Here is a 26,295-nt window from a genome sequence, read left to right as displayed (position 1 = left end):
TAAGAAGTGTCGTGACCAGTGACCAGACACAACAAGGCCCCGTGACGGGGCCTCATCGACAATCCTTGTCCCTGACGGGGTTCAGGCCGGCTGCGCCAGCTGGGCCACCTGCCGCTCAATGCTGCCTTTGAGGTTGTCATCGAGCTTGAGGGCGCGCGCCAGCTCGTCCAGATAACCGCGCTCCATAAAGTGATCCACCTCGATGGCGAGCAGGGAGGCGAGGTAGACCTCGGTCGCCAGCTCCATGTCGGTCACCTCTCGCGCCAGGGCATGGGGGTCGAGCGGGCGGGCCAGCTCGGCATCGATCCAGCGGGCCGCATCGCTCTGGCCCTGCTCGGTCAGGTACTGCTGGATCTTCTGGCGCTCGTCGCCGTCGATATGACCGTCGGCCCGGGCTGCCGCCACCATGGCGCGCACCAGCAGGGCTGCTCTGGCATCCAGCGCATTGCCCTGCAGGGTATCGAGGGGCTGGGTCGGCTGGGCCGGGCTTGACTGCTGGGCCTGCCAATCCTGATAGAGCTTGTAGGCCAGCCCGCCGAGCGCCGCCGCGCCGCCCACCGCCGCCACCTTGCCGCCATATTTGCGCATCTTCTTGTTGCCAAGCAGCAGGGCCATGGCGCCGGCCGCCAGGCCCCCTTGCGCCATCCCCTTCATCTGCGCCTTGCGGCTGTCGCCGCCTTCGTTGAGCCAGCCTTTGCCAGCGCCCAACAACTGATCAAGCATCTGTTTCATCATGACTCCTCGCAATTGACTCCTCCATGCTTGCGCCGGGCCGATGAACCAAGAGTGAATGAGGCCCCATTATCGCAGCAGAGCCTGTGCATCCCGTCGCCATTCGCGGTATACCTGAAACAGGTCAACAAGGAGCAACCGGATGCGCCCCCTCACCCCATGGATCCCCCTCGGCCTGGCCCTGCTGTGCGGCCCCGCCCATGCCGCCAGCGAGCTCGAACGCCCGGCCCAGCAAGCCAAGCTGGATGCCGCCTGCCAGCAGGCCCAGCAGCAGCTGGTCGAGCAGGGCAAGCAACAGCGGATCGACGCCTGCATCAAGGCGGGTGGCAAGGCCGCCAAATGCCAGCAGGAGTTCGCCAGCTTCGGTCAGCGCGAGGGCAACAAGCGGCCCGATCTCAACAACCTGGCCCCCTGCCAGCAGGCTGACGCCTATCGCAAGAGCTACCGGCAATGACCCTCAATCAAGGAGCACCCATGACCCCACCCCGCGAGCTGACCCTGCAGTTTCTGGCCGAGCCCGCCGACGTCAACTTCGGTGGCAAGGTACACGGCGGCATGGTGATGAAGTGGATCGACCAGGCGGGCTACGCCTGCGCCGCCGGCTGGTGCGGCGGCTACGCGGTGACCGTCTACGTGGGGGGGATCCGCTTTTTGCGCCCCATCCAGATAGGCCAGCTGGTGGAGGTGCACGCCCAGGTGATCCACACCGGCACCACCAGCATGCACCTGGCGGTGGATGTCTACAGCCGCCATCCGGCCAGCCGGGAGCGCCACAAGACCACCCACTGCATCATCATCTTCGTGGCCATGGACGAGAACGGCAAACCGAGCAAGGTGCCCCAGTGGCAACCGCAAAACGAGAGCGATCGGCAGTTGCAGCAGTACGCCCTCAAATTGATGGCCCTGCGCGAGCAGATCGAACAGGAGATGCGCCAGCACCTCTAGCCGGTCGCCCGCAACACCAGACAGGTCCCCATCCGGGAGCGGCCCTGTATAATGGCGTTTTCCCCGTTATGGAGTCTGTCATGTCATTGGAAACTGCCCCGCCCGAGGTCCAGCTCGCGGTGGATCTCATCGAACTGCTGGAGACCAACCGGATTGAGCCGGCCCTCGCCCTGGCGGCGCTGGCCATCGTCTCCGCGGACTATCAACGCAAACTCAGCGAAGGCAAGGAGTGCTGAGCGCGCAGCGCTGCCACCCCATCTTGCACAGGAGGTGTCATGACAGACCCCATTCGTTTTGAAACCGGCCGCCCCATGCTGCTTGGCGGCCTGCGTCGTCACCATGCCTTCGCCCACGCCGACTTCGGCGGCCAATGGCGCGATTTCAGCGCCCTGGGTCCGCTGCCGGGCCAGCTGGGCGAGCATGCCTATGGCGTCATCTGCGGCGTGACCGCCACCGAGTGCGAATACATGTGTGCGGTGGAGGTCGCCGCGCTGGAGGTGCTGCCCAAGACGCTGGGGCGGATGCGCATCGAGCCCCAGACCTATGCCGTCTTCCTGCATCAGGGGCATGTCTCGGCCATGCCGCACACCTGGCAGCAGGCACTGGACTGGCTGGCGCAGTCCGCTTACCAGTCGGCCCACAAGCCCGATTTCGAGCGCTATGGCGCCGCCTTTGACCCGGACACCGGCAGCGGCGAGGTCGAACTCTGGCTCGCCGTGCTGCCGCGCCAGGCCATCGCCTGAGCATCCAGTGCTCTCTTCCCTGATAAACCGGCAAGGTTTAACCCAGACGAGGGGCTGACTCGGCGCTCGGGCAGTGCAAGGATATGGCTCCCTTACTGCCCGAGAGTTGTTATGGATAACCAGGAATGTCTCGACCAGGCCGGTCTCTGGAGCCGCTCCGCCCGCATCATGACGCTGGCCTGCCTCATCGTCTTCATGGCCCAGATGGCCACCACCGTTTACCTCCCCTCCCTGCCCGTGGTGATGACGGATCTCGCCATGACTCGGCAAGGGGCCGAGCTCTCCATCTCGCTGTTCGTCATCGGCGCCGCCCTGCCGGTGCTGTTCTGGGGCGCCGCCGCCGATCGCTACGGCCGCCGGCTGCCCCTCGCCCTGTCACTCTTGCTGTTTGTCGGCCTCAGCCTGCTGCTGGCCACCACCAGCCAGGGGCCGCTGCTCTTGATCCTGCGCACCCTGCAAGGGGTAGCGGCCGGCGGGGCGGCCATCATCGCCCGTATCCTGGTACGGGATCACTGGCACGGCGATGAGCTGGCGCGCCGCCTCTCGGTGCTCTCCATCGCCTTCATCACCGCCCTCGGCGGCGGTCAGTGGATAGGCGGCCTCATCAGCCGCTATGCCCATTGGCAGCTGGGATTCGTGCTGATGGCCGGGGTCGGTGTGCTGGCGCTGCTCTTGATGAGCAGCCTGCCGCTGCAGGGGCCCAATCCGGCGGCGGCGAGCGGCGGCATGTGGGCCCGTTACGCCAGCCTGCTGCGCCGCCCCGGCTTTTTCTGGCCGGCCTGCGCCGGTGGCATCGGCTTTGCCATCACGGTGACCCTGCAGGAGGTGAGCCCCTTCGTGCTGCAGCAGGGGTTTGCCCTCGAGGTCACCACCTTCGGCAGCCTGGGGTTGCTGATCGGGGTCGCCTACTTCGCTGGCGCCATGACGGTCAACCGGCGGGTCGCCCGGGTGGGAGGCCGTCAGCTGATGCGCCAGGGGGCCGCGATCATACTGCTGGCGGCCAGCGGCATGCTGCTGCTCTGGGCACTGGGCGCCCTGCAGGGCAGCGGTGGATTGGTGGCCATGATGACCTGCTACTGCCTCGTCATCTTCGGGCAGGCGGTGCTCTTTCCCAACAGCATGGCGCTGGCGGTGAGCGATGGCCGCGAGCACGGCGCCTACGCCATGGCCCTGTGCGGCTTCCTGCAGCAGGGAGTGGCCGGGGTGGCTGCTGCCGGCGCCACCCTGGTGAGCCATCACGGTGCCTGGGCCCCGCTCGTCTTCACCCTGGCGCTCATCACCCTGTTCATCGTGCGCACCAGGGTGCGCTAAGCAGGCACCTGCCTGCGCCCCCTCACCGCTCAGCGGGTCCCATCACCCGATCACACAGGCTGATAAGGGCCTCGCAGAGTCGAATGAGTGGCTCGCCGCGCTCCGCCCCCAGATGCAGCGCCAGCTCCACCGGCGCCACAGCTGGCCAGTGGGTCAGCTCCTGCTGATCCGGCTGCAGCAAGCGCCGGGGCAGCAGGCTGACCCCGATCCCGGCGCTCACCGCCCCCTGCAGGCTGGCCAGGCTGGCGCTGACGTAGGCGATGCGCCAGCGCCGCCCCATCCCGTCGAGTGCCTCGGTCACCTGCCGTCGATAGAGCCCTTCGCTCGGGAACACCACCAGCGGCAGGGGATCCCGCTCGCTGGCGGGCCAGGCACGGCTGTCGACCCAGGCCAGCGGCTCGCGCCAGCAGGCGCACGGCGCCCCCTGTCCCCGCGCCTGTTTGACCAGCGCCAAATCCAGCTCGCCGGCCTCGAAGCGCTGCCAGATCTCGTGGCTGAGGCCGCTGTGCACCTCCAGCCGTACCTGCGGGTAATCGCGGGCAAAGGCAGCCAGCACCGGGGCGATGGCGCCGGCGGCAAAATCCTCCGGTACCCCCAGGCTCAGTTGCAGGCTGGCCTCGGCCACCTGCTCCTCGGCCCGGGCCAGCAGGGCCAGGATGCTGCGGGCCAGCCCCAGCAGCTTCTCCCCCTCTGCCGTGGTCACCACCTGGCGACCGGAGCGGTCTAGCAGCGGGCAGCCGAGCTGCTGTTCGAGCCGTCGCATCTGCTGGCTGATGGTGGATTGGGTGAGGTGCACCCGTTCACCGGCACGGGTAAAACTGCCGCTGTCGACGATGGCGACAAAGCTGCGCAGCAAGAGGGGATCCAGCATGGCGACTCCATTCACAAAACCACTGGATGTCATTCTATCATTTAATTTCCCCATGACTGATTCCCCCGCTAGGCTCGTCTCCTCCCATCCCCTTGCCTCGAGGATCCGTCATGCCCCACTCCCTTGCCGAACCCGCCGGCTCACGCCTGATCGCGTCGCTGACCGCCAATCCCAGCCATCAGGAGTGGCTGGAGCAGGCGTTGCAACTGGCCCTCCATAACCGCCAGCAAGGAGGCCGCCCCTTTGCCGCCCTGCTGGTACGAGACAACCAGCTGGTAGCCAGCGCCGTCAACGGCATGCACCAGGATGGCGACCCCACCCGCCACGCCGAGCTGGAAGCCCTGCGCCAGGCCAGCCAGGTCGGGCCGCTGGCGGGCGCCATCGTCTACGCCAGCGGTCACCCCTGCCCCATGTGCCTGAGCGCCCTGGTGATGAACGGCATTGCCGCCATCTATTACGCCTTCGATAACGAGGATGCGGCCCCGTTCGGTTTTGACAGCACGGCCGCCTACCAAAAACTGGGCCTGCCCCTCGCGCCAGCCCCCCTGCCGCTCATCAAGCTGCCGAGCCCGCTGGCCGCCGCCGAGCTCTACGGTGCACCAGACCATGCTTGAGGCCCGCATCGATACGCGCCAGCAGCAGGCCCTGCTGATACTGGTGATCCTGATCGGGCTCAACCTGCGGCCGTTTCTCACCGCCATCGGCCCCCTCAGCCGTGACATTGCCGAGGCGCTCGGGCTTGGCATGGATACCCTGGCCTGGCTGACCCTGCTGCCACTCTGGCTCATCGGCGGCGGCGTGCTGCTCACCCCGGCCCTGCGCAGTCGCACCGGGCCGCGTCAGCTGCTGGGGGCCGCCCTGCTGCTGCTGGGCATGGGCAGCGCCATGCGCTTCGAGGCGGCCAGCGGCGCCCTGCTCATCGCCAGCGCCGCCCTCTGCGGGCTGGGTTCGGCCCTGGTGCAAGGGGTACTGCCCGGCCTCATCAAGCAGGCCTTTGCGCAGAAGGTGCCGCTGGTGATGGGCATCTTCTCGGCCTGCATGATGGGGGGCGGGGCGCTGGGGGCCAGCCTCACCCCGCAGCTCGCCGCCCGGCTCGACTGGTCCCAGGCGCTGGCGCTGTGGAGCCTGCCGGTGCTGCTGGCCATGGGCTGGCTCGGCTGGCGAGTACGGCTGCCCGCAGCGCCGGTGGCGGTATCCGGCGGCGGCGAGCAGCGCCTCATCAGCCTGCCCCGCAGCTGGCTGCTGATAAGCTGCTTTGGCATCATCAACAGCGGTTACGGCATCGTCGTGGCTTGGCTGGCGCCGGCCTACATGGCGCAGGGCTGGAGCCCCCAGCAGGGGGGCGAGCTGGTGGCCTGGCTGGCGCTGGCCCAGACCGTGAGCGGCCTCGGCCTGCCGCTGCTGGCCGCCCGCCGGCTCGACCGGCGGCCCTGGATGGGATTGGCCATCGCCATGCAACTGGCGGGCTTTGGCGGCCTCTGGCTGGCGCCAACTGCCGCCCCCATCCTCTGGTGCATGCTGTGCGGCGCCGGGCTTGGCGGCAGCTTCTCCCTCATCATGGTCATCGCGCTCGATCACCTGCCGGATCCGCGCCGCGCCGGCACCCTCAGCGCCCTGATGCAGGGGTTCGGCTTCATGCTGGCGGCCACCGGCCCCTGGGTGGCGGCCCGCCTGCATCACCTGAGCGGTGACTTCGCCGCCGCCTGGCAGTGGCAACTGGCCGGTCTGGTGCTGATGAGCCTGCTGGTCTTGCGCCTGGATCCGCGCCGCTACCCCAGCGCCATGAAGCTGGCCACACCGTCTCCCGTCCCCACTCCCATCAGCTGATCTGTGCTTGCCTCCTCTTTCCCGAATGAGGAGGCAAGCTCACCCCCCTCCAGCCTCTCCCCATTCCTTGCTCGCTTTCCGGTATCGGGCCTGCTGAGCAAACCATCAGCAATAAACTTCATATCCATTTGATTTATAACATATTAAACCTTCCCATATGGTGGGTTGCACCGCCATATGAGCCCATTAAGGTAAGGCACTCAGACGAGAATTAATCTCGTTTCGTCTGACAGGGAAGAGGCTGTATTCATCAAGGAGGAGAACGCCACGCGTTAGTGACTTTGCCATTACTCAAAGGAAATCACATGCAGACAAACACAAAATGGGCTTCTCTACTCGGTGGCTTGGCCATGCTAGGCGGTGCCATCTCACCGGTCATGGCCGACGAGTCATTCAACCTGTGGCAGGAGTGCGCCACCCGCTGCACTCTGGATCTGGCCCAAGGGGTACGCGCCAGCCAGCTCGATGTCGCCGGCCTGCTGGGTGAACAGGCCGGAGCAGGGGTGCTGCACTACTCCATGGTATTGGAAGAAGGGGGAGACAGCCTCAAGCTGGCCATCGGCAATGCGCTGACCTTGCGCACGGATGGCACCACCATCACCCTGACCAGCGCCACCGCGGGCAAGGGCCCGCGCACCTACAGCTATACCCGCCAGGGACACGGCAACTGGTCGCTGCACTGGCTGGTTCCCGTCGGCGACGATGCGCCCGCCAGCATCAAGGTCTTCTTCCACGAGCTGGATGCTGGAGCCGAGGTGAGCCATATCTCCCCCATCTACAGCATCGAAGTGAGCGACGACCTGCTGCGCAGCATGGCCAGCAACTCGACACTCTTCGTCAGGCACGTGGAAAACAATCAGATCAATCGCAGCCTCACCCTCAGTGCGGCCGGTGTCGGCTTCGTGGCGGCGCCCACCCAGCACAGCCGTCAGAAGCGCTGGAGCGAGTGGCACACCGGCAAGGTGTTGTGCCTGCTGGATCCGCTGGATGCGGTCTACAACTACCTGTCGCAGCGCACCTGCAACCTGGGTGATACCTGGGAAGGCAAGGTCTACCGGGTATTGGCCGGCGCACCCGCCTCTCACGATACCCATATCGTGCCGACCGCCATCAGTCATCGTCTGCACTTTGCCAAGGGAGACGGTCTGGCGGCCCTCACCACTCATCAGGTTTGCGCCATACCGCTTGAATCCCTGGCCAGAAGCCGTCAACCCAGAGGCTGGGAAGAGCTCAGCCAGTGCGGTTATCCGGTCCACAATCTCATCACCCTCTATCTGCTGACCCGCCTGCCATGGTCCCAGCTTGATACCGTGATCACCCAGGCGCTGGCCAACACCACGCCAGAGGATGGCTCAACGCCACGAGGGCAGCTGGCACAAGCCATTCGGGAGAACCCGGCCCAGGCACGGCTGGCCCTGAGCATGGCGGCCGCCCAGAGCGACGCCTTCAGCCACCAGCAGGCGGGCAATAGCCAAGAACAGGCCGCCAGCGCCGACGTGGTCAATCTCACCTGCCCTGCCGCCGATCTCAACTGCCTGGCGCCAGCCGACAGTGCCGATGCCCTGCAGGAGCGGGACTATCCGAACGGTGCCAGCTTCCTGGGTGACGGGGACGAAGTCAGCTTCAGCACGGCCGGTACTCGCAACTGGCCGGTGACCCGCCTGGAGCAAGCCCATCGCCAACTGCTGGCGCGCGGTTATCTCTTCGTCGGTTATCACGGCACCTTCCTCGAAGCCGCCCACAGCATAGTGTTTGAAGGGGTGCATGAACGGGATCAATCCTCCATCGCCCCTTGGCAAGGCTTCTATGTCGCTGGCGATCCGGCCCTCGCCTACGGTTACGCCCAGGATCAGGAAGCGGATGCCCGTGGCCGCATCCGCAATGGCGTGCTGCTGCGGGTGTATGTGCCGCGCGCCGCACTGCCCCACCTCTACGCGACCCAGCAGACCCTGGCCGATCCCGGCGCCGTCGATGAGGTCGGCCGCCTGATTGGTCACCCCCTGCCGCTGCAGCTGGAGGCCATCACAGGACCGGAAGAGGAAGGTGGACGCCTGGAAACCATTCTGGGTTGGCGGCTGGCGGAGCAGGCGGTGGTGATCCCCTCCACCATACCGACGGATCCGCGCAACGTCGGCGGCGATCTTGACCTTGCCAGCGTGCCGCAGGAAGAGAGCGCCATCAGCGCCTTGCCTGATTACACCACCCAGCCCCGCGAAGACCTCTGAATCGCGGTTCATCGATACAAAAACACCGGCCTGTGGCCGGTGTTTTTCATTGTCAACGCGGGGAGTGAGAGGGGGTTTAGCGCCCCTTCTTCTGCCGCCCACCCTGACCGGCGCGCGGTTTGCCGGCGGCCGGTTTAGCCCCCTTGTTCGGGGCGCCTTTGCCTGCGCTACCTTTGGCCGCGCCGCCTTTGCCGGCAGCACCCTTGCCGACCGAGCTCTTGCTTTCGAATGCCGACGGCCCCGGCACGTTGGGACGCCCGCCAATCTCGTGGTCATCATCCCGGCGCGGTTTTTTGCCCGGTGCCGGCTTGCCGGCTTGTGCGGCGGGCGCCTTGGGTTTACCGCCCTGCCCGGCGGCAGCTTGCCCGCCTTTGGCCGGTTTCACCTCGGAGGAGGAGTCCTCAATCAGCTTGAACAGCTCGATCAGCTCGTCGTCGGTGAGATCGCGCCACTCGCCCACCGGCAGCCCCTTGAGGCTGACGTTCATGATGCGGATGCGCTCGAGCTTGGTCACCTCGAAGCCGAAGTGCTCGCACATGCGGCGGATCTGGCGGTTCAGCCCCTGCACCAGGGTGATGCGAAACACGAACGGCGCCTCTTTCTTCACCTTGCACTTCTTGGTGACGGCACCGAGGATCGGCACGCCGGCGCCCATGCCCCGGATAAACTCGTCGGTGACCGGCTTGTCCACGGTCACCAGATACTCTTTCTCGTGATCGTTGCCCGCCCGCAGGATCTTGTTGACCAGATCACCGTGATTGGTCAGGAAGATGAGTCCCTGGGAGTCTTTGTCCAGTCGGCCGATGGGGAAGATGCGGGTACTGTGGTTGACGAAGTCGACGATGTTGTCCTTCTCGCCCGCCTCGGTGGTGGAGACGATACCCACCGGCTTGTTCAACACGATGAACACCAGGCTGTCCGCCTCGCGCGGCTCGATCACCTGACCGTTGACCTTGACCAGATCCCCGGCAAACACCTGATCCCCCACCCCGGCCCGCTTGCCGTTGATGAAGACGTTGCCCTGCTCGATAAAGCGGTCGGCCTCGCGGCGCGAGCAGATGCCGCTCTCGCTGATGTATTTGTTCAGGCGCATGGATTCATCAGCCAGCATGGGTCACCTGCCACTGGCCTGCGGCCTGGATCCGGGTCATCAGGGCGGCACGCTGCCGGTTCACTAACTCAAAATTGTGCATATCATTCCATCTTCAAAAAAGGCCGCTACCGACCTGTCCGGCAAAAAGCGCCGACACATTAACATATTGCCCCCTGACACACGCCGGATAGTTGCACTCGGCCCGCCCCCTTCTCGCAAAATGCGCCCCCTGTCACGCGGCCATCCCCCAAAATTGCATGACCATTCGATTGCCGCCAGCACCGCCGAAGTCAGCATGGCAATGGCCACTTCCGCCGTTGTGCGGGGTTCTCTCGCTACGCTATAAAGATGCATGAAATATGCAATAAACAATAACCCAAGCCAAATTACAGCAACATTTTCTTGCTATTTATTAATCAAAAATGCATAAAAAGATTTTGATTCGCGCGAATTATCTGCCCCTTCCGGCGCTCTTTTCTGCTGTTTTCGGCGATTCGCACAACAATTTTCGCCCAATTGCGAAAAACACCAAATATTCACCTGCATCCAGGCCTGACAAAAACCATAAATTTGGCTGCAGGGTGTGCACTTTTCTCTGGCAAGAGGCCACTTTTACCCTTCACTACAGGAGTTACAGATGAGTCATTCCCTCTCCCAGGCGGATTTTCTGGCCCAGGTCGCCAGCCGCAATCCCCACCAACCGGAGTTCATTCAGGCCGTGAGCGAGGTGATCGCCTCCATCTGGCCTTATGTGACGCGCCACCCCCGCTACCTGCAGCACGGCCTGCTGGAGCGGCTGGTGGAGCCGGAGCGGCTGATCCAGTTTCGGGTGAGCTGGGTGGATGATCGAGGCCAGGTGCAGGTGAACCGGGGCTACCGGGTGCAGCACAGCTCTGCCATCGGTCCCTTCAAGGGGGGGATGCGCTTTCACCCCTCGGTGGATACCTCGGTGCTCAAGTTCCTCGCCTTCGAGCAGACCTTCAAGAATGCCCTCACCACCTTGCCCATGGGCGGTGGCAAGGGGGGCAGCGATTTTGATCCCAAGGGCAAGAGCGAGGGAGAGGTGATGCGCTTTTGCCAGGCGCTGATGCTGGAGCTGCATCGCCACCTTGGTGCCGACACCGACGTACCGGCCGGTGACATCGGGGTGGGCGGGCGCGAGGTGAGCTACATGGCGGGCATGATGAAGAAGCTCACCAACAGCGCCGAGTGCGTCTTTACCGGCAAGGGGCTCTCCTTTGGCGGCAGCCTGATCCGCCCGGAAGCCACCGGTTACGGCCTGCTCTATTTCGTTGAGGCCATGCTGGCCAACCGGGGGCAATCCCTGGACGGCATGACAGTCTCTGTGTCGGGTTCAGGCAACGTGGCCCAGTACGCCATCGAGAAGGCGATGGCCCTCGGCGCCCGGGTCATCACCGCCTCCGACTCCGGCGGCACCGTCTACGATCCGGCAGGCTTTACCCCCGAGAAACTGGCGCGGCTGATGGCGCTCAAAAACGAGCAGCGCAAGCGCATCGCCGATTATGCCCACGAAGAGGGGCTGGAATTTTTCAGCGGCCGCACTCCCTGGCACCTGCCGACGGACGTCGCGCTGCCCTGCGCCACCCAGAACGAGCTGGATGAGTCGGACGCCGCCACCTTGATTGCCAATGGCGTGCAACTGGTGGCCGAGGGGGCCAACATGCCGAGCAGCGCCGCCGCCATCCGCCGCCTGCACGAGGCCAAGGTGCTGTTTGCCCCGGGCAAGGCCGCCAACGCCGGCGGGGTCGCCACCTCGGGCCTCGAGATGAGCCAGAATGCCCAGCGTCTCTGCTGGAGCCGGGAGGAGGTGGATGCCCGCCTCAAGGGGATCATGACCAGCATCCACGCCACCTGCGTGCACTATGGCCAGGATGAGACGGGTCACGTGAACTACGAAAGCGGCGCCAACATCGCCGGCTTCGTCAAGGTGGCCGACGCCATGCTGGCCCAGGGGGTCTGCTGACGCCGCCAGCGACCGCACAGACGGATCCCCGTACCACAGAGGGCAGCCCCGGGGCTGCCCTCTGTTTGAGTGGATGAGCCGCTCACTGTCTGTACTTATCACCTTGTTTCCCTTAGGCTTTAAGCCAGCTTTCGACCCTTAGTACGGCCGCCGTGGACGCGGGGCCGCCCCTCTTTTATCAGTGCCAAGGACTCTCCCATGCTGGCTCGCACCCGCCGCCTCGTTCGCCGCCTTCTTCTCAGCCTGCTGGGCTTGCTGCTGCTCGGCTGGGCCCTGGTAGCCTACTTCGCCTGGCAGGCAGCGCCGCTGCAGCCCTGGCACACCCTGGTGCCGCCCGAGCTCAGCGCCGAGCAGCTCGATAACAGCGACTGGCCGGCCTATCTGGCCCACGAGCAGCAGCTGTTCGAGCTGGTGACCAAGGAGGTGATCGCCAGAACGCCGCCGGAGCAGCAGCTCGACAGCAATCGCTACTATCAGGATGCCCCCATCAATCCGGCTCATTTTGCAACCGACTGGAACCGCTCCTATCTGCTGCGGCCAAGCGGCGAGGTGAAAGGGGTGGCGGTGTTCCTGCATGGTTTGACCGACTCCCCCTACAGCCTGCGCCACCTGGCCCAGCGCTACCGCGAGCAGGGCTTCATCGCCCTGGGGCTGCGCATTCCGGGCCACGGTACCGTGCCGGCCGGGCTGGTCGACATCGACTGGGAGACCTGGCTGGCCGCCACCCGGCTGGCGGTGCGCGAGGCCAGGGTACTGGCGCCAAGCCCGCTGCCGCTGCATCTGGTGGGGTTTTCCAACGGCGGCGCGCTGGCGGTGAAATATGCGCTCGATGCGGAAGGTGACAAGACGGGCACGCTGGCAAGGCCGGATCGGCTGGTGCTTATCTCCCCCATGATCGGGGTGACCCGCTTTGCCCGCTTCGCTGGCCTCAAGGCGGTGCCCGCCCTGCTGCCCGCCTTTGCCAGCGCCGCCTGGCTCGATACCATGCCGGAGTTCAACCCCTTCAAGTACAACTCGTTTCCGGTCAACGGCGCGCGCCAGTCCTACCGGCTGACCCACGCCATCCAGCAGCAGGTGCGTGAGCAGGCCGCCAGCGGCGAGTTGGCGGCCTTCCCGCCCACCCTCACCTTCCAGTCGGTGATGGACTACACCGTCAGTACCCGCTCCATCATCGCCGATCTCTACCACTTCCTCCCTGCCAACGGCAGCGAGCTGGTGTTGTTCGACATCAACCGCGGCACCCTGTTCGGCCCGCTGCTGAGCAGCGCCTCCGAACTGGCGCTGAGCCACCTGCTGCCGCGCCCGCCGCTCTCCTACCGGCTGACGGTGGTGGGCAACCAGGCCCCCGCCAGCACCCGTACCCAGGCCAGCAGTTTGCCGGCCGGCGGCGGGCCTGAGCAGATCCAGCCCCTCGACATCGACTACCCCAGGGAGATCTACTCCCTCTCCCACGTGGCCCTGCCCTTCCCGATGGATGACCCCCTCTACGGCATGGCGCCACGGCCCGAGCAGCGCGAGCAATACGGCATCAACCTGGGGGGTCTGGCCCTGCGCGGTGAGCGCGGGGTGCTGATCGTCAACCCCGGCGCCCTCACCCGCACCTCCTCCAACCCCTTCTTCCCCTATCTGCAGCAGAAGGTGATAGAGACGCTGACGGCGCCAGCCCAACCGCTGGCCGGCAAGCAGCCAACCCCGGTCTGGGACAGCGAAGACGAGGCCGCCTATCAGGCGGAGCGGGAACAGTTTCTACAAGATGCGCAGGAGAGCGAGGCTCCCTTCTAGAGCCCTTATCAGGACCCGTTGCGGCTGTGTGTCAGGATGGGGCCAGCACGGAGCCTCTCACCACTTGCCCCGATCGTCCCGGCAGAGCGGCATCCACCGACCGTCACCCGATGCCAAGCGCCATCAGGGATAACGGCTGATCTCAATCAGGTTCTGGTCCGGATCCAGGCAGTAGACCGACTCGATGGGGCCGCAGGCTCCGCTCTTGGTCACCGGCCCCTCGACTATCTCCACCCCGTGGCAATGGAGCTGGGCGATGACCTGTTCCAGCGGCCAGCGGGTGATGAGGCAGAGATCCCCCGAGCCCACCTGCGCCCGGTTGCGCGGCTCCTGCCCCAGCAGTTGCAGATTGATCTTCTGGTTGCCAAAGCGCAGGGCCCGGCGCCCAGCCCCGAAGGTGATGGCTTCCATGTTGAGCACTGAGCTGTAAAACGCGACGGCCCGCTCGATATCGCTGACCGTCAATACCAGATGGTCGATATGGCTGATCATGTCCCCTCCTGGCTGATGTGTGTCGATAGTGCTGGCCCGACAAACGGGTCTGTGGGCACCCTCATCATACCCAATTGCCCACCTGGCAACTGTGCCGAATGGCGCAAAGATGGCCGAGCAAAGCCGCGAGCTGAGTGAAGGTGGCGTTGACCTTCACTGTTGGTTACCACACGCCTGATCACGCTGGGCCAGCAGGGTTTCATCATCACTGTCCATCGCGGCCAGAATGGCTTGATTGCAAGCGCGTTCGGCCTGCCGGGCAGCATCCGGTTTACTCTCGCGAATGTCGGCGATCATGGGGCGGTAGTTAACTGAAGCTGCGCAATACATGGCGCGATACTGAGGCTGCTGCGAGTGGCTGTCATCCTGGCGCGACAACTGATCGCACAGCTTGCTAAATAGCGCTGCCGCCTTGACGGTGCATTGGCTGAAGCGCCTTGCATCCTGCTCGTAGCTGCGGCAGACGCTTTTCGGCTGCAGCTGCCAAAACTGGAAGGCAAAGGGGATTTGTTCCCCCTCATACTCCACCACCAGCGACTTGAGCTCAGTGCCATAAATATCCGCTACCTGCTGCTGTACCAGATTGAGATAAGCCGAGAAAAGATAAGAAACCGGATCCATCACCACCTCCTTGTGGTTGACCTGGGTGAACTGACGTTTGTGACTCCCCTGCGCTAAGCCCCTAATGAAAGGGCCCACTCTAGCCTACCGCTTACTATCAGCTAATTGCTTGATGATGCACACATTATTGTACCGATACAGCTGAAATAAGGTGTCGATTGGATTAAGATGCACGCCATATCAGGTAACTCGAATGGGGCCACCCCGATCAAGTCGGGGCTCTAGGCGACCGAGAAACAGTGCTGAGGAGCCAGTTTTGCGCGGGACATGGACAGAAGAGGAACTAAGGGCGACGGTCAGCGTCTACCTGGCGATGCGCACCATGGAACAAAATGGCATCCCCTTCGTCAAAAAGCGCTATTACACCGAACTCGCTAACCAGTTTGGCCGCACCGAGAAGGCATTCGAGTATCGAATGCAGAACATCTCCTATATCTGCGCCCTGCTAGGACGAACCTGGGTATCTGGGCTCAAGCCGGCTAAAAACGTGGGCCCCCACAATGCCCCCATCATAGAGCGCCTGCTCTGTGAGCTCGATGGCCAACCCTATACCGGCCAGGCTGCCTTTGAGCATCAAGTGAGCCGCTACAAGATCAAGCCAACACTCCCCATGCCCACAGGCATCCAAGAACCACAGCAGCGTTATGGAGCCAACCCTAGTTATGGGCGAGATCCAAAGGTGAAGGCTTGGGTATTGATGACGGCGGCAGGCCACTGCGAAAGCTGCGCACAACCGGCCCCTTTTCATGCCACCACCGGAGACGCCTTCTTAGAGGTGCATCATCTGCGCACACTCGCCGAAGGGGGTTCGGATACCATCAGCAACACAGTGGCGCTCTGCCCTAATTGCCACCGTGAGCTGCACTATGGCGTCAACCAGGCACAAAAACGTGAGGCCCTTTACCAGACGCTGCCCAGGCTGGTGCGAGAATAACGCGCCCTCTTCGCTCATAAAAAAACGGCTCGCCAATGGCGAGCCGTTTTGGTCTGGGTCAGCAGGGGATCCGCTCGATGCGGCCACCGCTCAGTTTGAAGAAGGCATCTTGCGGCAACTCCTGCAGCCAGGTGGTGGTGTAGTCCAGATCCGCATAGGCACCGCGCAACATGGCGCCAAACAGGCCGTGAGAGACTACGATGGCGCACTCAGCGATACGCTCATCCTGCAGCCAGCTCAGGGCCCGGCCTTGAATGCTCTGAAAACTCTCCCCCGCGGGGGCTTGCAGATACCAGTCTGGCTGTTCCAGATCGAGCTCGGGGTGGGCCGCCAGCAACTCGGGCACCCGGCGACTCTCCCACTCCCCCATCCCCAGCTCCACCAGCCGCTCGTCCCAGACGATACGCGCTTGGTCCAGGCCAAGTTGCTGGCATACCCGCTCCGCGGTCTGGCGCGCCCGGCCGAGGGGGCTGGCGTAAAGGGTCCAGTCGGCAGGCTCGGCCAGTAGCTTGGCCAGACGGGCCCCCATGGCGAGGGCCTGGGCTTCACCCTTGGCGGTCAGTTCGGAGTTGCAGCGCCCCTGCAGCCGCAGTTCGGCGTTGTAACGGGTCTGGCCGTGGCGCAGCAGATAGAGGGTACGGGACATGGTTTCTCCAGCAGGTTCAATGAGATAACAAAAACTGAAGAGGCATGATAACAGATGTGTCGGGGCAGCCAAGGCGCAGGCGGGGGCGTAAAAAAACAAAACGGGTCAATGCTGACCCGTTAATGCTGGCTGGCGCCGTGCTCAGCCCTTCTTGATCTCCCGCAGATAGCGGTAGATGGAGTGAACCGAGATGCCGAGCTGGCGGGCCGCTATCTGGGCGCTGTCTTTGAGCTCGAAGATGCCGAGCTCGTGCAGCTGGTTGACCATGACCCGGGTCTTCTGGGACGGGGGCACCGCCTCGTTGCCGCGCACCTCGGCACTGACGGTGTCGATGGTGCTGTTGAGGGCCTCGTCGATGTTGCGGGCAAACACCTCAGGGGTGGCATGACCATCGTGGCCGTGCAGGCACTCCGGCATCATGGTGCGCAGCACGGATTGCAGCGGGGCATCCATGTCGGTGTTGATGCAGAGCAAGCCGATGGCCTGTCCTTCACCATTGCGAATAACGGTGGTGAGCGAGCGCAGCGTCTTGCCGGTGGCACACTTGGTCATGTAGGGGCTGGAGATATCCTGCCCGCTCTTGAGTTTCATCATCGCCAGGTTGGTGATGGGAGCACCGACGCTGCGCCCCGTGATGTGGCCGTTGGCAATCTTGATGATCGACGGATTGCGCGCATCCAGGCTGTGCAACAGCACCTCGGTGTGCTGACCATACATGGCGGCGATGCCGTCCACGATGATCTCCATCGCCTTGAGGATCTCGAAATCGGTCTGACTCAGCTCTTGCAGCTTCACATTGAAACCTTATAAAAGGGCCGCCGACCCGGGCAAGGGCGGCAGCCGACAGGGACACTCAGGCGGACATGATATCAATAATGGTGCTGTCTGTGGCAGACATGCCGTCTTTGACCATCTGGCCCACGTTGCGAATGGTCTGCTCCACGTTGCCCGCCACGATCCCCTGCCCCGACACTGCATGGCTGTTGAGCGCCATCAGAAAGCCGCGTACCGCCGCCCCGGAGGAGGTGCTCACCTTCATGGCGCAGGAGGCCTTGGCGCCATCGCACACCATGCCGGCGCTGTCGCTCAGCACGTTCTGAATGGCGTGGCAGGATTGCTCGAAACTGCCGCCCGCCAGATAGACCATGGCCATGGCGGCCGCCGCGCTGGTGACCGTGTTGCCGCAGAAGGCCGACAACGGCGGATAGTGGGACTTGATGTAGATGGCCCCCAGGTGGCTCATGATGAGGGCGCGGGCCAGTTGTTCTTCGCTGGCACCGAAGCGCTCGGCGATCACCACCACCGGGATGGTGGCGGCGATGCCCTGGTTGCCGCTGCCAAAGTTGCTCATGGCCGGCAGGCTGGCCCCCCCCATGCGGGCATCGGAGGCCGCCGCGGTGCGCATCACGATGCGGTTCATCACGTCCTCGCCGATGAGGCCGGCCTGGATGTTCTGCTGCATGGTGCGGCCAATTTCGAGGCCGTAGGGGTTGTTCATCCCCTCGTCGGAGAGTTTGCCGTTGAGCTCGGAGGCCTGCAGGATAAAGCGGATCTGCTCGAACTCCACCTGGGTGGCGAACTCATAAATGGCGGCGATGCTGATGTCGACCCCATCGCAAATGGCACCGGTGGCGCCACCCTGGCCCTGCTCGGCCGTGAAGGTCACTTCATCATTGCGGCGCTGCTCGACGATGCGGGTATGGCCACCGCACAGGGTCACCTCGGCGCTGTGCTCGGTGCCCTCTGCATCAAGGCCCAGCAGCCGGACCCGACAATAGATGAACTCGGGGGCCGAGGTGCGGCTCACCTGCACCTGGCCTGCATCGATCAGCACCTGCGCCTCTGCGACCTGGGCCGGCGTGATAGCGGCCAGCACCTCCAGCCCGGCCTCGGCGTTACCGCCGATGGCGCCGGCGGCAGCGGCAATGGCGAGCCCAATCTTGCCGGTGCCCGGCACATAAACCCCCATGGAGTTCTTGTAGAGGTTGTCCGACACCACCACCTCCAGCCGGACGGGCTTGCAGCCCAGTTGCCGAGCGGCGACGGCGGCGGCATAAGCGGCGGCGATGGGCTCGGTACAACCCAGCGCCGGTTTGACAACCTGTTGAATAATCTGCAGATACTGCTGCCACGCTTGCTTCATCAGAACACCCTTTCTATCAACATTAACCAGCGATGTGAGCGATCGCTTCCACTTCCACCCTGACACCCATCGGCAGATCCTTCACCGCAAAGCAGCTGCGGGCCGGACAATCTTTCAGGAAATAGCGTTTATAAACCTCGTTGAACGCGGCAAAATCACTGATCTCGGCGAGATAGCAGGTGGTCTTGAGCACGGTATCCAGGTTGCCGCCGGCGGCTTCCAAGACATGCTTGAGGTTCTCCAGCGCCTGACGGCTCTGGGCTTCGATGCCCCCTTCCACCACGCCACCCTGCTGTTTGCACACCGGCAGCTGGCCGGAGGTAAAGATGAGGTCGCCATAGGCTGTGCCATGGCTGTAGGGACCGATGGCATCGGGTGCGGCATCCGCCACGATGATCTTTTTCATATCGCCACTCCTTAAAATGCAATTATTTTTGCAATCAACAGTCTCGTCTTGTTCAACATTATTTGCTTATTAGGCATTCCATTCAACTAAAACCTGCAAAAGCAGCGATAAATTCGGTAACTGGCGCAAATTGAAAGCGTGATCTGTCTCCCTCTTTAGGTAGAAGAGCGATAAAAAGCATTGTTTTGCCGCTTTTTATTCAACTATATTTGCGCCTGATTTTTACCCCTACAAAAACAAGGTATTTTATGGACGCGCACAGTACGACACTCACCCGGCCCGTGATGGGTACGCTGGAATGGAAAGAAGCGGTTCGTTTTGACAGCACCGACTGGGGCTGGGTCATCATGAGCATCGGCATGGCCATCGGGGCGGGGATCGTCTTCCTGCCGGTGCAGGTGGGACTGATGGGGCTGTGGGTGTTTCTGTTGTCGGCGGTGATCGGCTACCCGGCCATGTACATGTTCCAACGCCTCTTCATCAATACCCTGGCCACCTCGCCCGAGTGCAAGGACTACCCCAGCGTCATCAGCGGCTACCTCGGCAAGAACTGGGGCGTGCTGCTCGGCGCCCTCTACTTCGTGATGCTGGTGATCTGGGTATTCGTCTACTCCACCGCCATCACCAATGACAGCGCCTCCTTCCTGCAAAGCTTCGGGGTCACCCAGCAACTGCTCTCCGAGAATCCCTTCTACGGGCTGGTGCTGATCTGCGCCCTGGTGGCGCTGGCCTCGCGCGGCGAGAACCTGCTGTTCAAGATCTCCACCTTCATGGTGCTGACCAAGATCAGCGTGGTGGCGGTGCTCGGTCTGATGATGGTGAGCAAGTGGGATGCCACCAACATCACCGCCATGCCGGCCACCGGTGACTGGCTGAAGGATGCCATCGTCATGCTCCCCTTCACCCTCACCTCCATTCTCTTCATCCAGAGTCTGAGCCCCATGGTGATCTCCTACCGCTCGCGGGAAAAGTCCCTGGAAGTGGCCCGCTTCAAGGCGATGCGCGCCATGAACATCGCCTTCGGCATCCTGTTCGTGGTGGTGTTCTTCTACGCCGTCTCCTTCACCCTGGCCATGGGCCACGAGCAGGCGGTCAAGGCCTCCGAGGAGAACATCTCGGCGCTGGCCATGGTGGCCCAGGGCATGCCGGGCCAGACCCTCAAGCTGCTCAGCCTCACCCTCAACATCTTCGCGGTGATGACCGCCTACTTCGGCGTCTATCTGGGCTTTCGCGAGGCCTGTCAGGGGCTGGCGATGAACCTGCTGCGCCGGGTGATGCCGGAAGATCGCATCAACAAGGGGCTGGTGGGCAAGGGCATCATGCTGTTCACCGTGCTGCTCTCCTGGGGGGCCATCGTGCTCAACGCCCCGGTGCTGAGCTTCACCTCCATCTGCAGCCCCATCTTCGGCATGGTGGGGTGCCTCATCCCGGCCTACCTGGTCTATCAGGTGCCGGCGCTGCACAAGTACAAGGGAGTCTCCCTCTACATCATCATCGTCACCGGCCTGCTGCTCTGCGTCTCGCCCTTCCTGGCGTTCAACTGAGCCGCGACCTTCTCCCATCGGCAACGGGCCACCCTGAGGGTGGCCCGTTTTTCTGACCCATTCAGCCCCCCTCGCCACGGGAAAAAGCCAAGGGGATCACAACTTCCACCCCGCCCTCAGCCGAGCCCCCCGGCGAGGAGTAATATCCAGCCATCCCGCTACACGCCCCGTCGGGGCCCGAGGCTTCATATGAAATGGATATTCACGCCCGCCATCCGGCTCGGCAATCAGCTCTCCTTCAAGTACAAGTTTTTGCTCTGGTCCTGCCTGATGCTGCTGCCGCTCGCCTACAGCATGACCAACCTGCTGGGTCGGCTGCAGGATGACAACGCCCAGGCCCGCAAGGAGCTGGCCGGTGTGGTCAAGCTGACACCGCTGCCCGCCATCGAGCAGGCCCTGCTGACCCATCGCAACCTGGTCACCCGGCACGGCTATGAGCAGAACCCGGTCGGCGAAGAGGAGGTCAAGGCCGCGGCCCGGGCCGTCGATGCAAGCCTGGCTGCATTTGCCGCCACCAAACAGCAAAACCCCGTGTTCGATACCCTTGCCCAGGAGTGGTCAAGCCTGCAAAACGAGGCGCTGGGGCTCGAGGTGGATCAGAGCAACCTGCGCCACGACAAGCTGCTGACCGAGGTACGCCACCTCTACAAGAGCATCACCGCCGCCAGCAGTCTGGTGCAGGATCCCGCGCTCGGCACCTACTACATGGTGGTGCTCGCCAGCGAGCGGCTGCCGCAGCTGCGCGATCTGCTGGCCCAGGTGCGGGACAGAGCCGCCACCATCGCCGACTTCGGCCTGTTTCAGGCCCAGGGCTATAGCGCCCTGCGCTTTCGCCTCGACCTCATCAACGCCACCCTGCAGGAGCTGGAGGCCGACCTGACCCTGCTCTATGAGATGGCGCCCGCCTATCGCAACGAACTGGGCCAGCAGACCGACGCCCTGCTGCAGCAGGCCCATCAGGGGGTCGACACCCTGGAGAACAAGATGATGAAGGACCAGCAGGTGCAGCTCTCCAGCAAGGAGGTGCTGGCGCTGGGGGATGGGCTGGATGCCGCCATCACGGCGCTGGCCGGTCAGGTGCGCCAGCGGCTGGAGGCGGATCTGCACCAGCGCATGACCGCCAACCAGCGCCACTTCTGGTGGGTGACCGGGCCGCTGACCGCCATCCTGCTGGTCTATCTCTACCTGATGATCGGCGCCTATCTCTCCTTGCGCGGCACCGTGGGCCGGGTGCGGGAGATCGCCGCCCGGGTCAACGCCCAGGATCTCAGCCAGCAGATCGAGATCGTCGGCCAGGATGAGCTGGCCGCCATCAGCCGGGATTACAACGTGACCCTGCAGACCCTGCGCACCCTGATGCTGCGGGTGCGGGAGAACGGCGTCAGCGTGGTAGATAGTGCCACCGAAATCGAAGCGCGGACCTGCCGCTCCCAGGAAGTGATCGCCGATCAGCAAGGGGAGACCCATCAGGTGGCCACCGCCATCAAGGAGCTGGCCGCCACCTCCCACGACATGGCAGGCAACGCCCAGCAGGCAGCCCGCATGACCCAGGAGGCGCAAGCCGTGGTGGGTCAGGGCGAGGCGGTGGTCGAGCGTACCATCAAGGCCATCGACCACATCAACCGCGAGGTGCTGCGCACCGCCGAGACCATCGGCCAGCTGGAGCAGCAGTGCAGCCAGATTGGTGGCGTCATCGGGGTGATCCGCGGCATCGCCGAGCAGACCAACCTGCTGGCGCTCAACGCCGCCATCGAGGCGGCCCGCGCCGGCGAGCAGGGGCGCGGCTTCGCGGTGGTGGCCGACGAGGTGCGCTCGCTGGCCAACCGCACCCAGGGGGCCACGATCGAGATCCAGCAGATGATCGAGCAGTTGCAAACCGGCGCCCGCGCCTCGGTCAACGCCATGTCCGCCGCCAGCCGCGAGGCGCAAGAGGGGGTCGGCCTCGCCCAGGAGGCCCAGCAGGCCTTTGGCGCCATCACCGAGCGGGTGGGCAGCATGGTCGACACCAACTCGGTGATCGCCAGCGCCATCGAGCAGCAGGGGGCCGTGGTCAACGAAATAGAGCGCAACGTAGTACGCATCTCCGATGGCAGCGACGAGGCGCTGCAGGTGGCCAACGCAGCCCGCGACGCCGCCCGCCAGATCCACCAGCTCACCGAGCAGCTGCGAGCCATGGTGCAAAGCTTCGTGCTCTGAGCCGGCGCCAATTACCCACGCCAGCCCCTTGCCGGGGCTGGTTTTTTTGCCAATTCAGACCGTCAGGCAGCATTGTTTTTCTTGGCGAAAAAAGTATCAACTGCCCATTGTGCGATGAGGATAAAGCGGGGTAATCTTCAGCCACAACAAGATTCGAACGTTACCTTTATTGCCTGCCACAGGCCCGGGGAGCAGTTCGACGCCCGAGAGGCAGTTCGACAAGAGTTCGGCGAGAGGAAGCTCGCATCACGACACACAAGTTCAGGCGAGGTATCGCAAATGGCGAAGTACCAGTTTTTCTCTATCCCGGCCTCCAACCGGCAGCAGTACACCTTTATCGACATGGCCTCCCCCACCTTCCTGCCCGAGAAAGAGGCGCTGCTGGCGCAGGGGTTCGAGCTGGAAGAGGATTTCATCGACGCGGCCAACCCGCGCGAGGCGGTGGAGAAGTATCGCTCCAACTTCCTCTACGTGGCCGATGAGATAGGCAAGTCGGACGCCGGTTATGCCGCGGCCATCGCCGTGCAGGCGCTCGGCAAGACACTGCTGGGGCAAAACCGAGACAATTGAGCAGATAAATGAAGCGCGGCCAGCGGCAGGCTGCCGATGGCCGCAGGCAATGCTGGCAATGTAGTTCAGCAGCGGGCGAGCTGGCGGAGCATCTCGATAAGCTCCTCTTCGCTGCTGGGCTCATAGGCCAGCTGCAGGCTCGGCGCAGCGCCCCCCATCAACATGTAGACGTGGGTGCTGCAGTGATCGTAGTGATACCACTTACCGTCGATACAGACGTCGGTATAGCATCTCGGGTCCCTTTCAAGTTCCATACGCACATCCTTTTGTTACATCCCTTCAACATCACTCTGACCGTAAGATAACCCGGCCGCTGTAAACTTGATGCAGATCAAGGGAAGCGACGGCCGACCCGGATATCTGCCGGATCTGCGGCCCATGGGGCCCAACACCGACATCTATCAACCGCACTCAACCCAAGATTCACCCCGCCGGCGCATACTGCTGCGGATCGTGCGCAACAAAAACGGCGCTCGCAGGCGCCGTTTTTTTATGCCCGCGCCACGTGGTCTCGCGGTGCGGGTGAACAAGCCTTGGGCTTATTCGTCTTCCAGGTAGGCGTAGCCTTGCAGACCCAGCTCCAGCTCGTCGAGCAGGGCCTTGCGGGTCGCGTCGTCCAGCGCCGGGTGGGAGACGATGCGCTGGTAGTTCTCGCGGATGACGGACGGGTCGATGTTGACGTAACGCAGCAGCTGGTCGACGGTGTCGCCGCGCACCACGTTGCGAATGTCCATCTTGCCTTCGTCATCGAGCCACACTTCCGCGCAGTGGGTGTCACCGAACAAGTTGTGCAGATCCCCCAGGATCTCCTGGTAGGCACCAACCAGGAAGAAGCCGACGTGGCACTCTTCGTTCTCGCCGTAGACCGGCATCGGCAGGGTGCTCTCGACCCCCAGACCGTCGACGTAGTGCTCGACCTGGCCGTCGGAGTCACAGGTGATGTCCATCAGGATGCCGCGGCGGGTGAGCGGACGCTCGAGGCCGGCCAGCGGCATCACCGGGAACACCTGACCGATACCCCAGGCATCCGGCAGGGACTGGAACAGGGAGAAGTTGGCAAAGCACTTGTCAGCCAGTTTCTCGGAGAGCTCGTCAGCCAGCGCGCGGTGGTTGCGGTTGACCGGGTTGAGCAGCTCTTTGAGCGCCAGACAGGTGTTCTGGTGCAGCATCTCGGCCCAGGCGCGTTGCTCCAGGTTCAACAGACCCATGGTGTACTGGGTATTGACGTCGCCCAAGTCAGCCACCGAGTCGTGGAAGATCTCCAGCAGGGAGGGATCTTCGCTGCGCAGGTCCAGCCAGCCTTTCCACATGTTCTGCAGAATGGTGGGCGCATCGTCGTCCGGTGCGCTGATGTCGTTCATCTCCACCCCTTCGGCACCAATGATGTTGGTAACCAGCACGGCGTGGTGAGCGGTCAGGGCACGGCCGGACTCGCTGATGATGGTCGGGTGCGGCAGGTCGAACTCGCGGCAGACATCGCCGATGCCCCACACCACGTTGTTGGCGTACTCGGAGAGGCTGTAGTTGGCGGAGCAGTGGCTCTGGGAACGGGTTCCCTCGTAGTCCACACCCAGGCCGCCACCGACGTCAACGACTTCGATGTTGGCACCGAGGCGACGCAGTTCGGCGTAGAAACGGCCGCACTCGCGGATGCCGCCCTGGATGTCGCGGATGTTGGCGATCTGGGAACCCAGGTGGAAGTGCAGCAGTTGCAGGCAGTCCAGCTTGCCCAGCCCACGCAGACGCTCGATCAGCGCCAGGATCTGGGAGGCGGACAGACCGAATTTGGACATGGAGCCGCCGCTCGATTCCCACATGCCGGAGCCGGTGGAAGCGAGCTTGGCACGCACCCCGATGTTGGGCTTGATGTTGAGACGAGCTGACTCGTCCAGCACCATTTCCAGCTCGGAGGGCTTCTCCACCACGATGTAGACCTTGTGGCCCATCAGGTTGCCCAAGAGGGCGTGGCGGATATATTCGCGGTCTTTGTAACCGTTGCAGACGATCACCGAGCCTTGCTCATGGTGATGGGACAGCACGGCCAGCAGTTCCGGTTTGGAACCAGCTTCCAGGCCAAGCCGGGGCTTGTCGCTGTAGGACTGGCTGATGGTCTCGATGACGCGACGCTGCTGGTTTACCTTGATCGGGTAAACGCACAGGTAGTCCCCTTCATAGCCTGACTTCTCGATGGCCTGACCGAAGGCGTTGAACAACGCATCGACCCGACTCTTGAGGATGTCAGGGAAACGCAGCAGTACCGGAGTGGTCAGCCCGGATTGACGCAACTGTTCGATGGCGTCGGAGAGCACGATCTGTGCATCAGGGCGTGATTTGTCGGGAGCGACGGTCACATGACCGGCGTCATTGATGTTGAAAAAACCCGCACCCCAGTAGGGAACGTTGTAGACCTTCAAGGAGTCCTTGCTGGACCAGTTAGTCATGGGCTATGCCTCGCAAATGAGCGGCCGGTGGCCGCCTTCGTTACCCTCAATCACATCCAGACCATCGATGACAAGGTGCGGCGCGCCGAGGCGGCCTGCCGGCTCTGGAAGGGCGACTCCTGCAACCTGCGCGCACTACGCGGCGGGTTGACCCGGGCCCTTCCGTCACATCCCTTGCACATCGCGGCAAGCCTAGGCTGCCTGGTGGATCTTGGGGAAGTAACGAGTCTTGATGTGGGGCTGGTGGCTTTACATCAAGCTCAACGGTATGCGGTGCTGCGCTAACAGCGCCGCGGTACTTTGATGACGGACAGCATCAGCCACGCGGTCCGTTCATCATTCGGCAGCCATCACGACAGCAAGGGAAGGTTTCAAGGAAGAGAAGCGAAGGCGTCAGCACGCGTGCGTGTTGATAGACGACAACAACCACAGCCAGCTCAGCACCAGTGACCGCCCATGACAAGGGAAGATGATGAGCCGTTGGCTCACTCGGTCAGCTGGACATTGAGTGTCCGTTGTTCTCCCTGATACCGGAGCCTAACCGGTATTAAAGAAACCATACCCTAGCAGTGTCTGTCGTTGCTGCGTGCCTCGCCCTATAGGCGTCTGATCTTCCGGGAGTCTGGCGGCCTCTGCCTGCTCAGGGTTACCCTTGGATCGGCGCGGAGTGTACACACTTACCGCCAGCGGTGACAATAAAAAATAGTGTTCAAAAACTGCTTTTAATAAGGCGATCAAATCTTGCTGCCAGCAGGCCTGGCACGCGGGGGAAGAAGTCCGTCCACCCCC

General features: G+C 63.4%; 26 protein-coding genes. 15 read left to right on the top strand and 11 right to left on the bottom strand.

All coding sequences use genetic code 11. The features are described 5' to 3' along the window. Positions 1 to 81: 81 nt before the first annotated feature. Positions 82 to 732 (bottom strand): tellurite resistance TerB family protein, encoded by a 651-nt coding sequence (locus OKC29_RS07330; RefSeq protein WP_017409909.1) that lies wholly within the window; start codon positions 730 to 732, stop codon positions 82 to 84. Between the two features lie 142 nt (positions 733 to 874). On the opposite strand from OKC29_RS07330, the gene OKC29_RS07325 reads away from it, so the two are divergent. From OKC29_RS07325 to OKC29_RS07305, 5 genes are all read left to right on the top strand, one after another. Continuing rightward, the gene (locus OKC29_RS07325; RefSeq protein WP_073349669.1) at positions 875 to 1,186 is read left to right on the top strand and encodes a hypothetical protein; all 312 of its coding nucleotides are present in this window, start codon (positions 875 to 877) and stop codon (positions 1,184 to 1,186) included. Between the two features lie 20 nt (positions 1,187 to 1,206). Next, a complete protein-coding gene (locus OKC29_RS07320) occupies positions 1,207 to 1,677 on the top strand; it encodes an acyl-CoA thioesterase (protein ID WP_024943736.1) in 471 nt (156 codons plus the stop codon). Positions 1,678 to 1,757: 80 nt separating this feature from the next. Beyond that, the gene (gene rsmS, locus OKC29_RS07315; protein WP_010634402.1) at positions 1,758 to 1,913 is read left to right on the top strand and encodes a pleiotropic regulatory protein RsmS; all 156 of its coding nucleotides are present in this window, start codon (positions 1,758 to 1,760) and stop codon (positions 1,911 to 1,913) included. Between the two features lie 39 nt (positions 1,914 to 1,952). Further along, complete coding sequence (locus OKC29_RS07310; protein ID WP_045790184.1) at positions 1,953 to 2,420, top strand: GyrI-like domain-containing protein; 468 nt, start codon at positions 1,953 to 1,955, stop codon at positions 2,418 to 2,420. A gap of 111 nt (positions 2,421 to 2,531) precedes the next feature. Next, positions 2,532 to 3,731 carry an MFS transporter gene (locus OKC29_RS07305; protein WP_073349667.1) on the top strand — a complete coding sequence of 400 codons (1,200 nt, stop codon included), beginning with the start codon at positions 2,532 to 2,534 and terminating at the stop codon, positions 3,729 to 3,731. Positions 3,732 to 3,753: 22 nt separating this feature from the next. Here the strand turns inward: OKC29_RS07305 and OKC29_RS07300 are convergent, their stop codons facing one another. Beyond that, positions 3,754 to 4,602, bottom strand: coding sequence for a LysR family transcriptional regulator (locus OKC29_RS07300; protein WP_073349665.1), 849 nt, complete (start codon positions 4,600 to 4,602; stop codon positions 3,754 to 3,756). A 110-nt stretch (positions 4,603 to 4,712) separates the two neighbouring features. Here OKC29_RS07300 and OKC29_RS07295 point away from each other — a divergent pair, with 110 nt between their 5' ends. The 3 genes from OKC29_RS07295 to OKC29_RS07285 all read left to right on the top strand — a co-directional run bounded on the left by OKC29_RS07295 (position 4,713) and on the right by OKC29_RS07285 (position 8,654). Continuing rightward, on the top strand, positions 4,713 to 5,216 hold the full coding sequence (locus OKC29_RS07295) for a nucleoside deaminase (protein ID WP_073349663.1): 504 nt from the start codon (positions 4,713 to 4,715) through the stop codon (positions 5,214 to 5,216). Next, positions 5,209 to 6,429, top strand: coding sequence for a cyanate transporter (locus tag OKC29_RS07290; RefSeq protein ID WP_073349661.1), 1,221 nt, complete (start codon positions 5,209 to 5,211; stop codon positions 6,427 to 6,429). The genes OKC29_RS07295 and OKC29_RS07290 overlap by 8 nt, the downstream gene beginning before the upstream one ends. Before the next feature lie 344 nt (positions 6,430 to 6,773). Next, on the top strand, positions 6,774 to 8,654 hold the full coding sequence (locus OKC29_RS07285; protein ID WP_073349659.1) for an exotoxin A binding domain-containing protein: 1,881 nt from the start codon (positions 6,774 to 6,776) through the stop codon (positions 8,652 to 8,654). Between the two features lie 76 nt (positions 8,655 to 8,730). On the opposite strand, the gene rluF is transcribed toward OKC29_RS07285, so the two are convergent. Beyond that, positions 8,731 to 9,765 carry a 23S rRNA pseudouridine(2604) synthase RluF gene (gene rluF / locus OKC29_RS07280; protein ID WP_073349657.1) on the bottom strand — a complete coding sequence of 345 codons (1,035 nt, stop codon included), beginning with the start codon at positions 9,763 to 9,765 and terminating at the stop codon, positions 8,731 to 8,733. A gap of 619 nt (positions 9,766 to 10,384) precedes the next feature. Between rluF and gdhA the strand changes: the two genes are divergently transcribed. Beyond that, on the top strand, positions 10,385 to 11,731 hold the full coding sequence (gene gdhA, locus OKC29_RS07275; protein ID WP_073349655.1) for an NADP-specific glutamate dehydrogenase: 1,347 nt from the start codon (positions 10,385 to 10,387) through the stop codon (positions 11,729 to 11,731). A 198-nt stretch (positions 11,732 to 11,929) separates the two neighbouring features. Then, complete coding sequence (locus OKC29_RS07270; protein WP_073349653.1) at positions 11,930 to 13,513, top strand: alpha/beta hydrolase; 1,584 nt, start codon at positions 11,930 to 11,932, stop codon at positions 13,511 to 13,513. Between the two features lie 123 nt (positions 13,514 to 13,636). Here the strand turns inward: OKC29_RS07270 and OKC29_RS07265 are convergent, their stop codons facing one another. After that, complete coding sequence (locus OKC29_RS07265) at positions 13,637 to 14,005, bottom strand: VOC family protein (protein WP_010634411.1); 369 nt, start codon at positions 14,003 to 14,005, stop codon at positions 13,637 to 13,639. Positions 14,006 to 14,158: 153 nt separating this feature from the next. Further along, positions 14,159 to 14,626 (bottom strand): hypothetical protein, encoded by a 468-nt coding sequence (locus OKC29_RS07260; RefSeq protein WP_073349651.1) that lies wholly within the window; start codon positions 14,624 to 14,626, stop codon positions 14,159 to 14,161. 256 nt (positions 14,627 to 14,882) lie between these two features. Here OKC29_RS07260 and OKC29_RS07255 point away from each other — a divergent pair, with 256 nt between their 5' ends. Next, positions 14,883 to 15,560, top strand: a complete 678-nt coding sequence (locus OKC29_RS07255; protein WP_232090952.1) for an HNH endonuclease — start codon at positions 14,883 to 14,885, stop codon at positions 15,558 to 15,560. Between the two features lie 58 nt (positions 15,561 to 15,618). On the opposite strand, the gene OKC29_RS07250 is transcribed toward OKC29_RS07255, so the two are convergent. From OKC29_RS07250 to OKC29_RS07235, 4 genes are all read right to left on the bottom strand, one after another. Further along, entirely contained in the window at positions 15,619 to 16,206 is a 588-nt protein-coding gene (locus OKC29_RS07250; RefSeq protein ID WP_073349647.1) for a histidine phosphatase family protein, read from the bottom strand. A gap of 141 nt (positions 16,207 to 16,347) precedes the next feature. Further along, positions 16,348 to 17,001, bottom strand: coding sequence for a helix-turn-helix transcriptional regulator (locus OKC29_RS07245; protein WP_005299461.1), 654 nt, complete (start codon positions 16,999 to 17,001; stop codon positions 16,348 to 16,350). Between the two features lie 58 nt (positions 17,002 to 17,059). Next, the gene (locus tag OKC29_RS07240) at positions 17,060 to 18,349 is read right to left on the bottom strand and encodes an L-cysteine desulfidase family protein (protein ID WP_073349645.1); all 1,290 of its coding nucleotides are present in this window, start codon (positions 18,347 to 18,349) and stop codon (positions 17,060 to 17,062) included. Between the two features lie 22 nt (positions 18,350 to 18,371). Then, positions 18,372 to 18,755, bottom strand: coding sequence for a Rid family detoxifying hydrolase (locus OKC29_RS07235; protein WP_005299455.1), 384 nt, complete (start codon positions 18,753 to 18,755; stop codon positions 18,372 to 18,374). A gap of 248 nt (positions 18,756 to 19,003) precedes the next feature. On the opposite strand from OKC29_RS07235, the gene OKC29_RS07230 reads away from it, so the two are divergent. The 3 genes from OKC29_RS07230 to OKC29_RS07220 all read left to right on the top strand — a co-directional run bounded on the left by OKC29_RS07230 (position 19,004) and on the right by OKC29_RS07220 (position 23,065). After that, on the top strand, positions 19,004 to 20,299 hold the full coding sequence (locus OKC29_RS07230; RefSeq protein WP_196780188.1) for an amino acid permease: 1,296 nt from the start codon (positions 19,004 to 19,006) through the stop codon (positions 20,297 to 20,299). Between the two features lie 189 nt (positions 20,300 to 20,488). Next, a complete protein-coding gene (locus OKC29_RS07225) occupies positions 20,489 to 22,495 on the top strand; it encodes a methyl-accepting chemotaxis protein (RefSeq protein ID WP_162275654.1) in 2,007 nt (668 codons plus the stop codon). Between the two features lie 279 nt (positions 22,496 to 22,774). Further along, a complete protein-coding gene (locus OKC29_RS07220; protein ID WP_073349640.1) occupies positions 22,775 to 23,065 on the top strand; it encodes a hypothetical protein in 291 nt (96 codons plus the stop codon). A gap of 65 nt (positions 23,066 to 23,130) precedes the next feature. Here OKC29_RS07220 and OKC29_RS07215 read toward each other — a convergent pair whose 3' ends face one another. Together OKC29_RS07215 and speA are read right to left on the bottom strand one after the other, a co-directional pair. Continuing rightward, on the bottom strand, positions 23,131 to 23,319 hold the full coding sequence (locus tag OKC29_RS07215; RefSeq protein WP_011705509.1) for a hypothetical protein: 189 nt from the start codon (positions 23,317 to 23,319) through the stop codon (positions 23,131 to 23,133). Positions 23,320 to 23,604: 285 nt separating this feature from the next. Beyond that, positions 23,605 to 25,506, bottom strand: coding sequence for a biosynthetic arginine decarboxylase (gene speA / locus OKC29_RS07210; RefSeq protein ID WP_024943754.1), 1,902 nt, complete (start codon positions 25,504 to 25,506; stop codon positions 23,605 to 23,607). Between the two features lie 27 nt (positions 25,507 to 25,533). Between speA and OKC29_RS07205 the strand changes: the two genes are divergently transcribed. Beyond that, on the top strand, positions 25,534 to 25,791 hold the full coding sequence (locus OKC29_RS07205; protein WP_123785011.1) for a hypothetical protein: 258 nt from the start codon (positions 25,534 to 25,536) through the stop codon (positions 25,789 to 25,791). Positions 25,792 to 26,295: the final 504 nt, after the last annotated feature.

It is taken from the genome of Aeromonas sp. QDB34 (genome assembly GCF_027705405.1).
GTDB classification, from domain to species: domain Bacteria; phylum Pseudomonadota; class Gammaproteobacteria; order Enterobacterales; family Aeromonadaceae; genus Aeromonas; species Aeromonas hydrophila.
The sequence above is the reverse complement of the archived record's forward strand: the minus strand, read 5'-3'. Positions and strand labels throughout refer to the sequence as shown.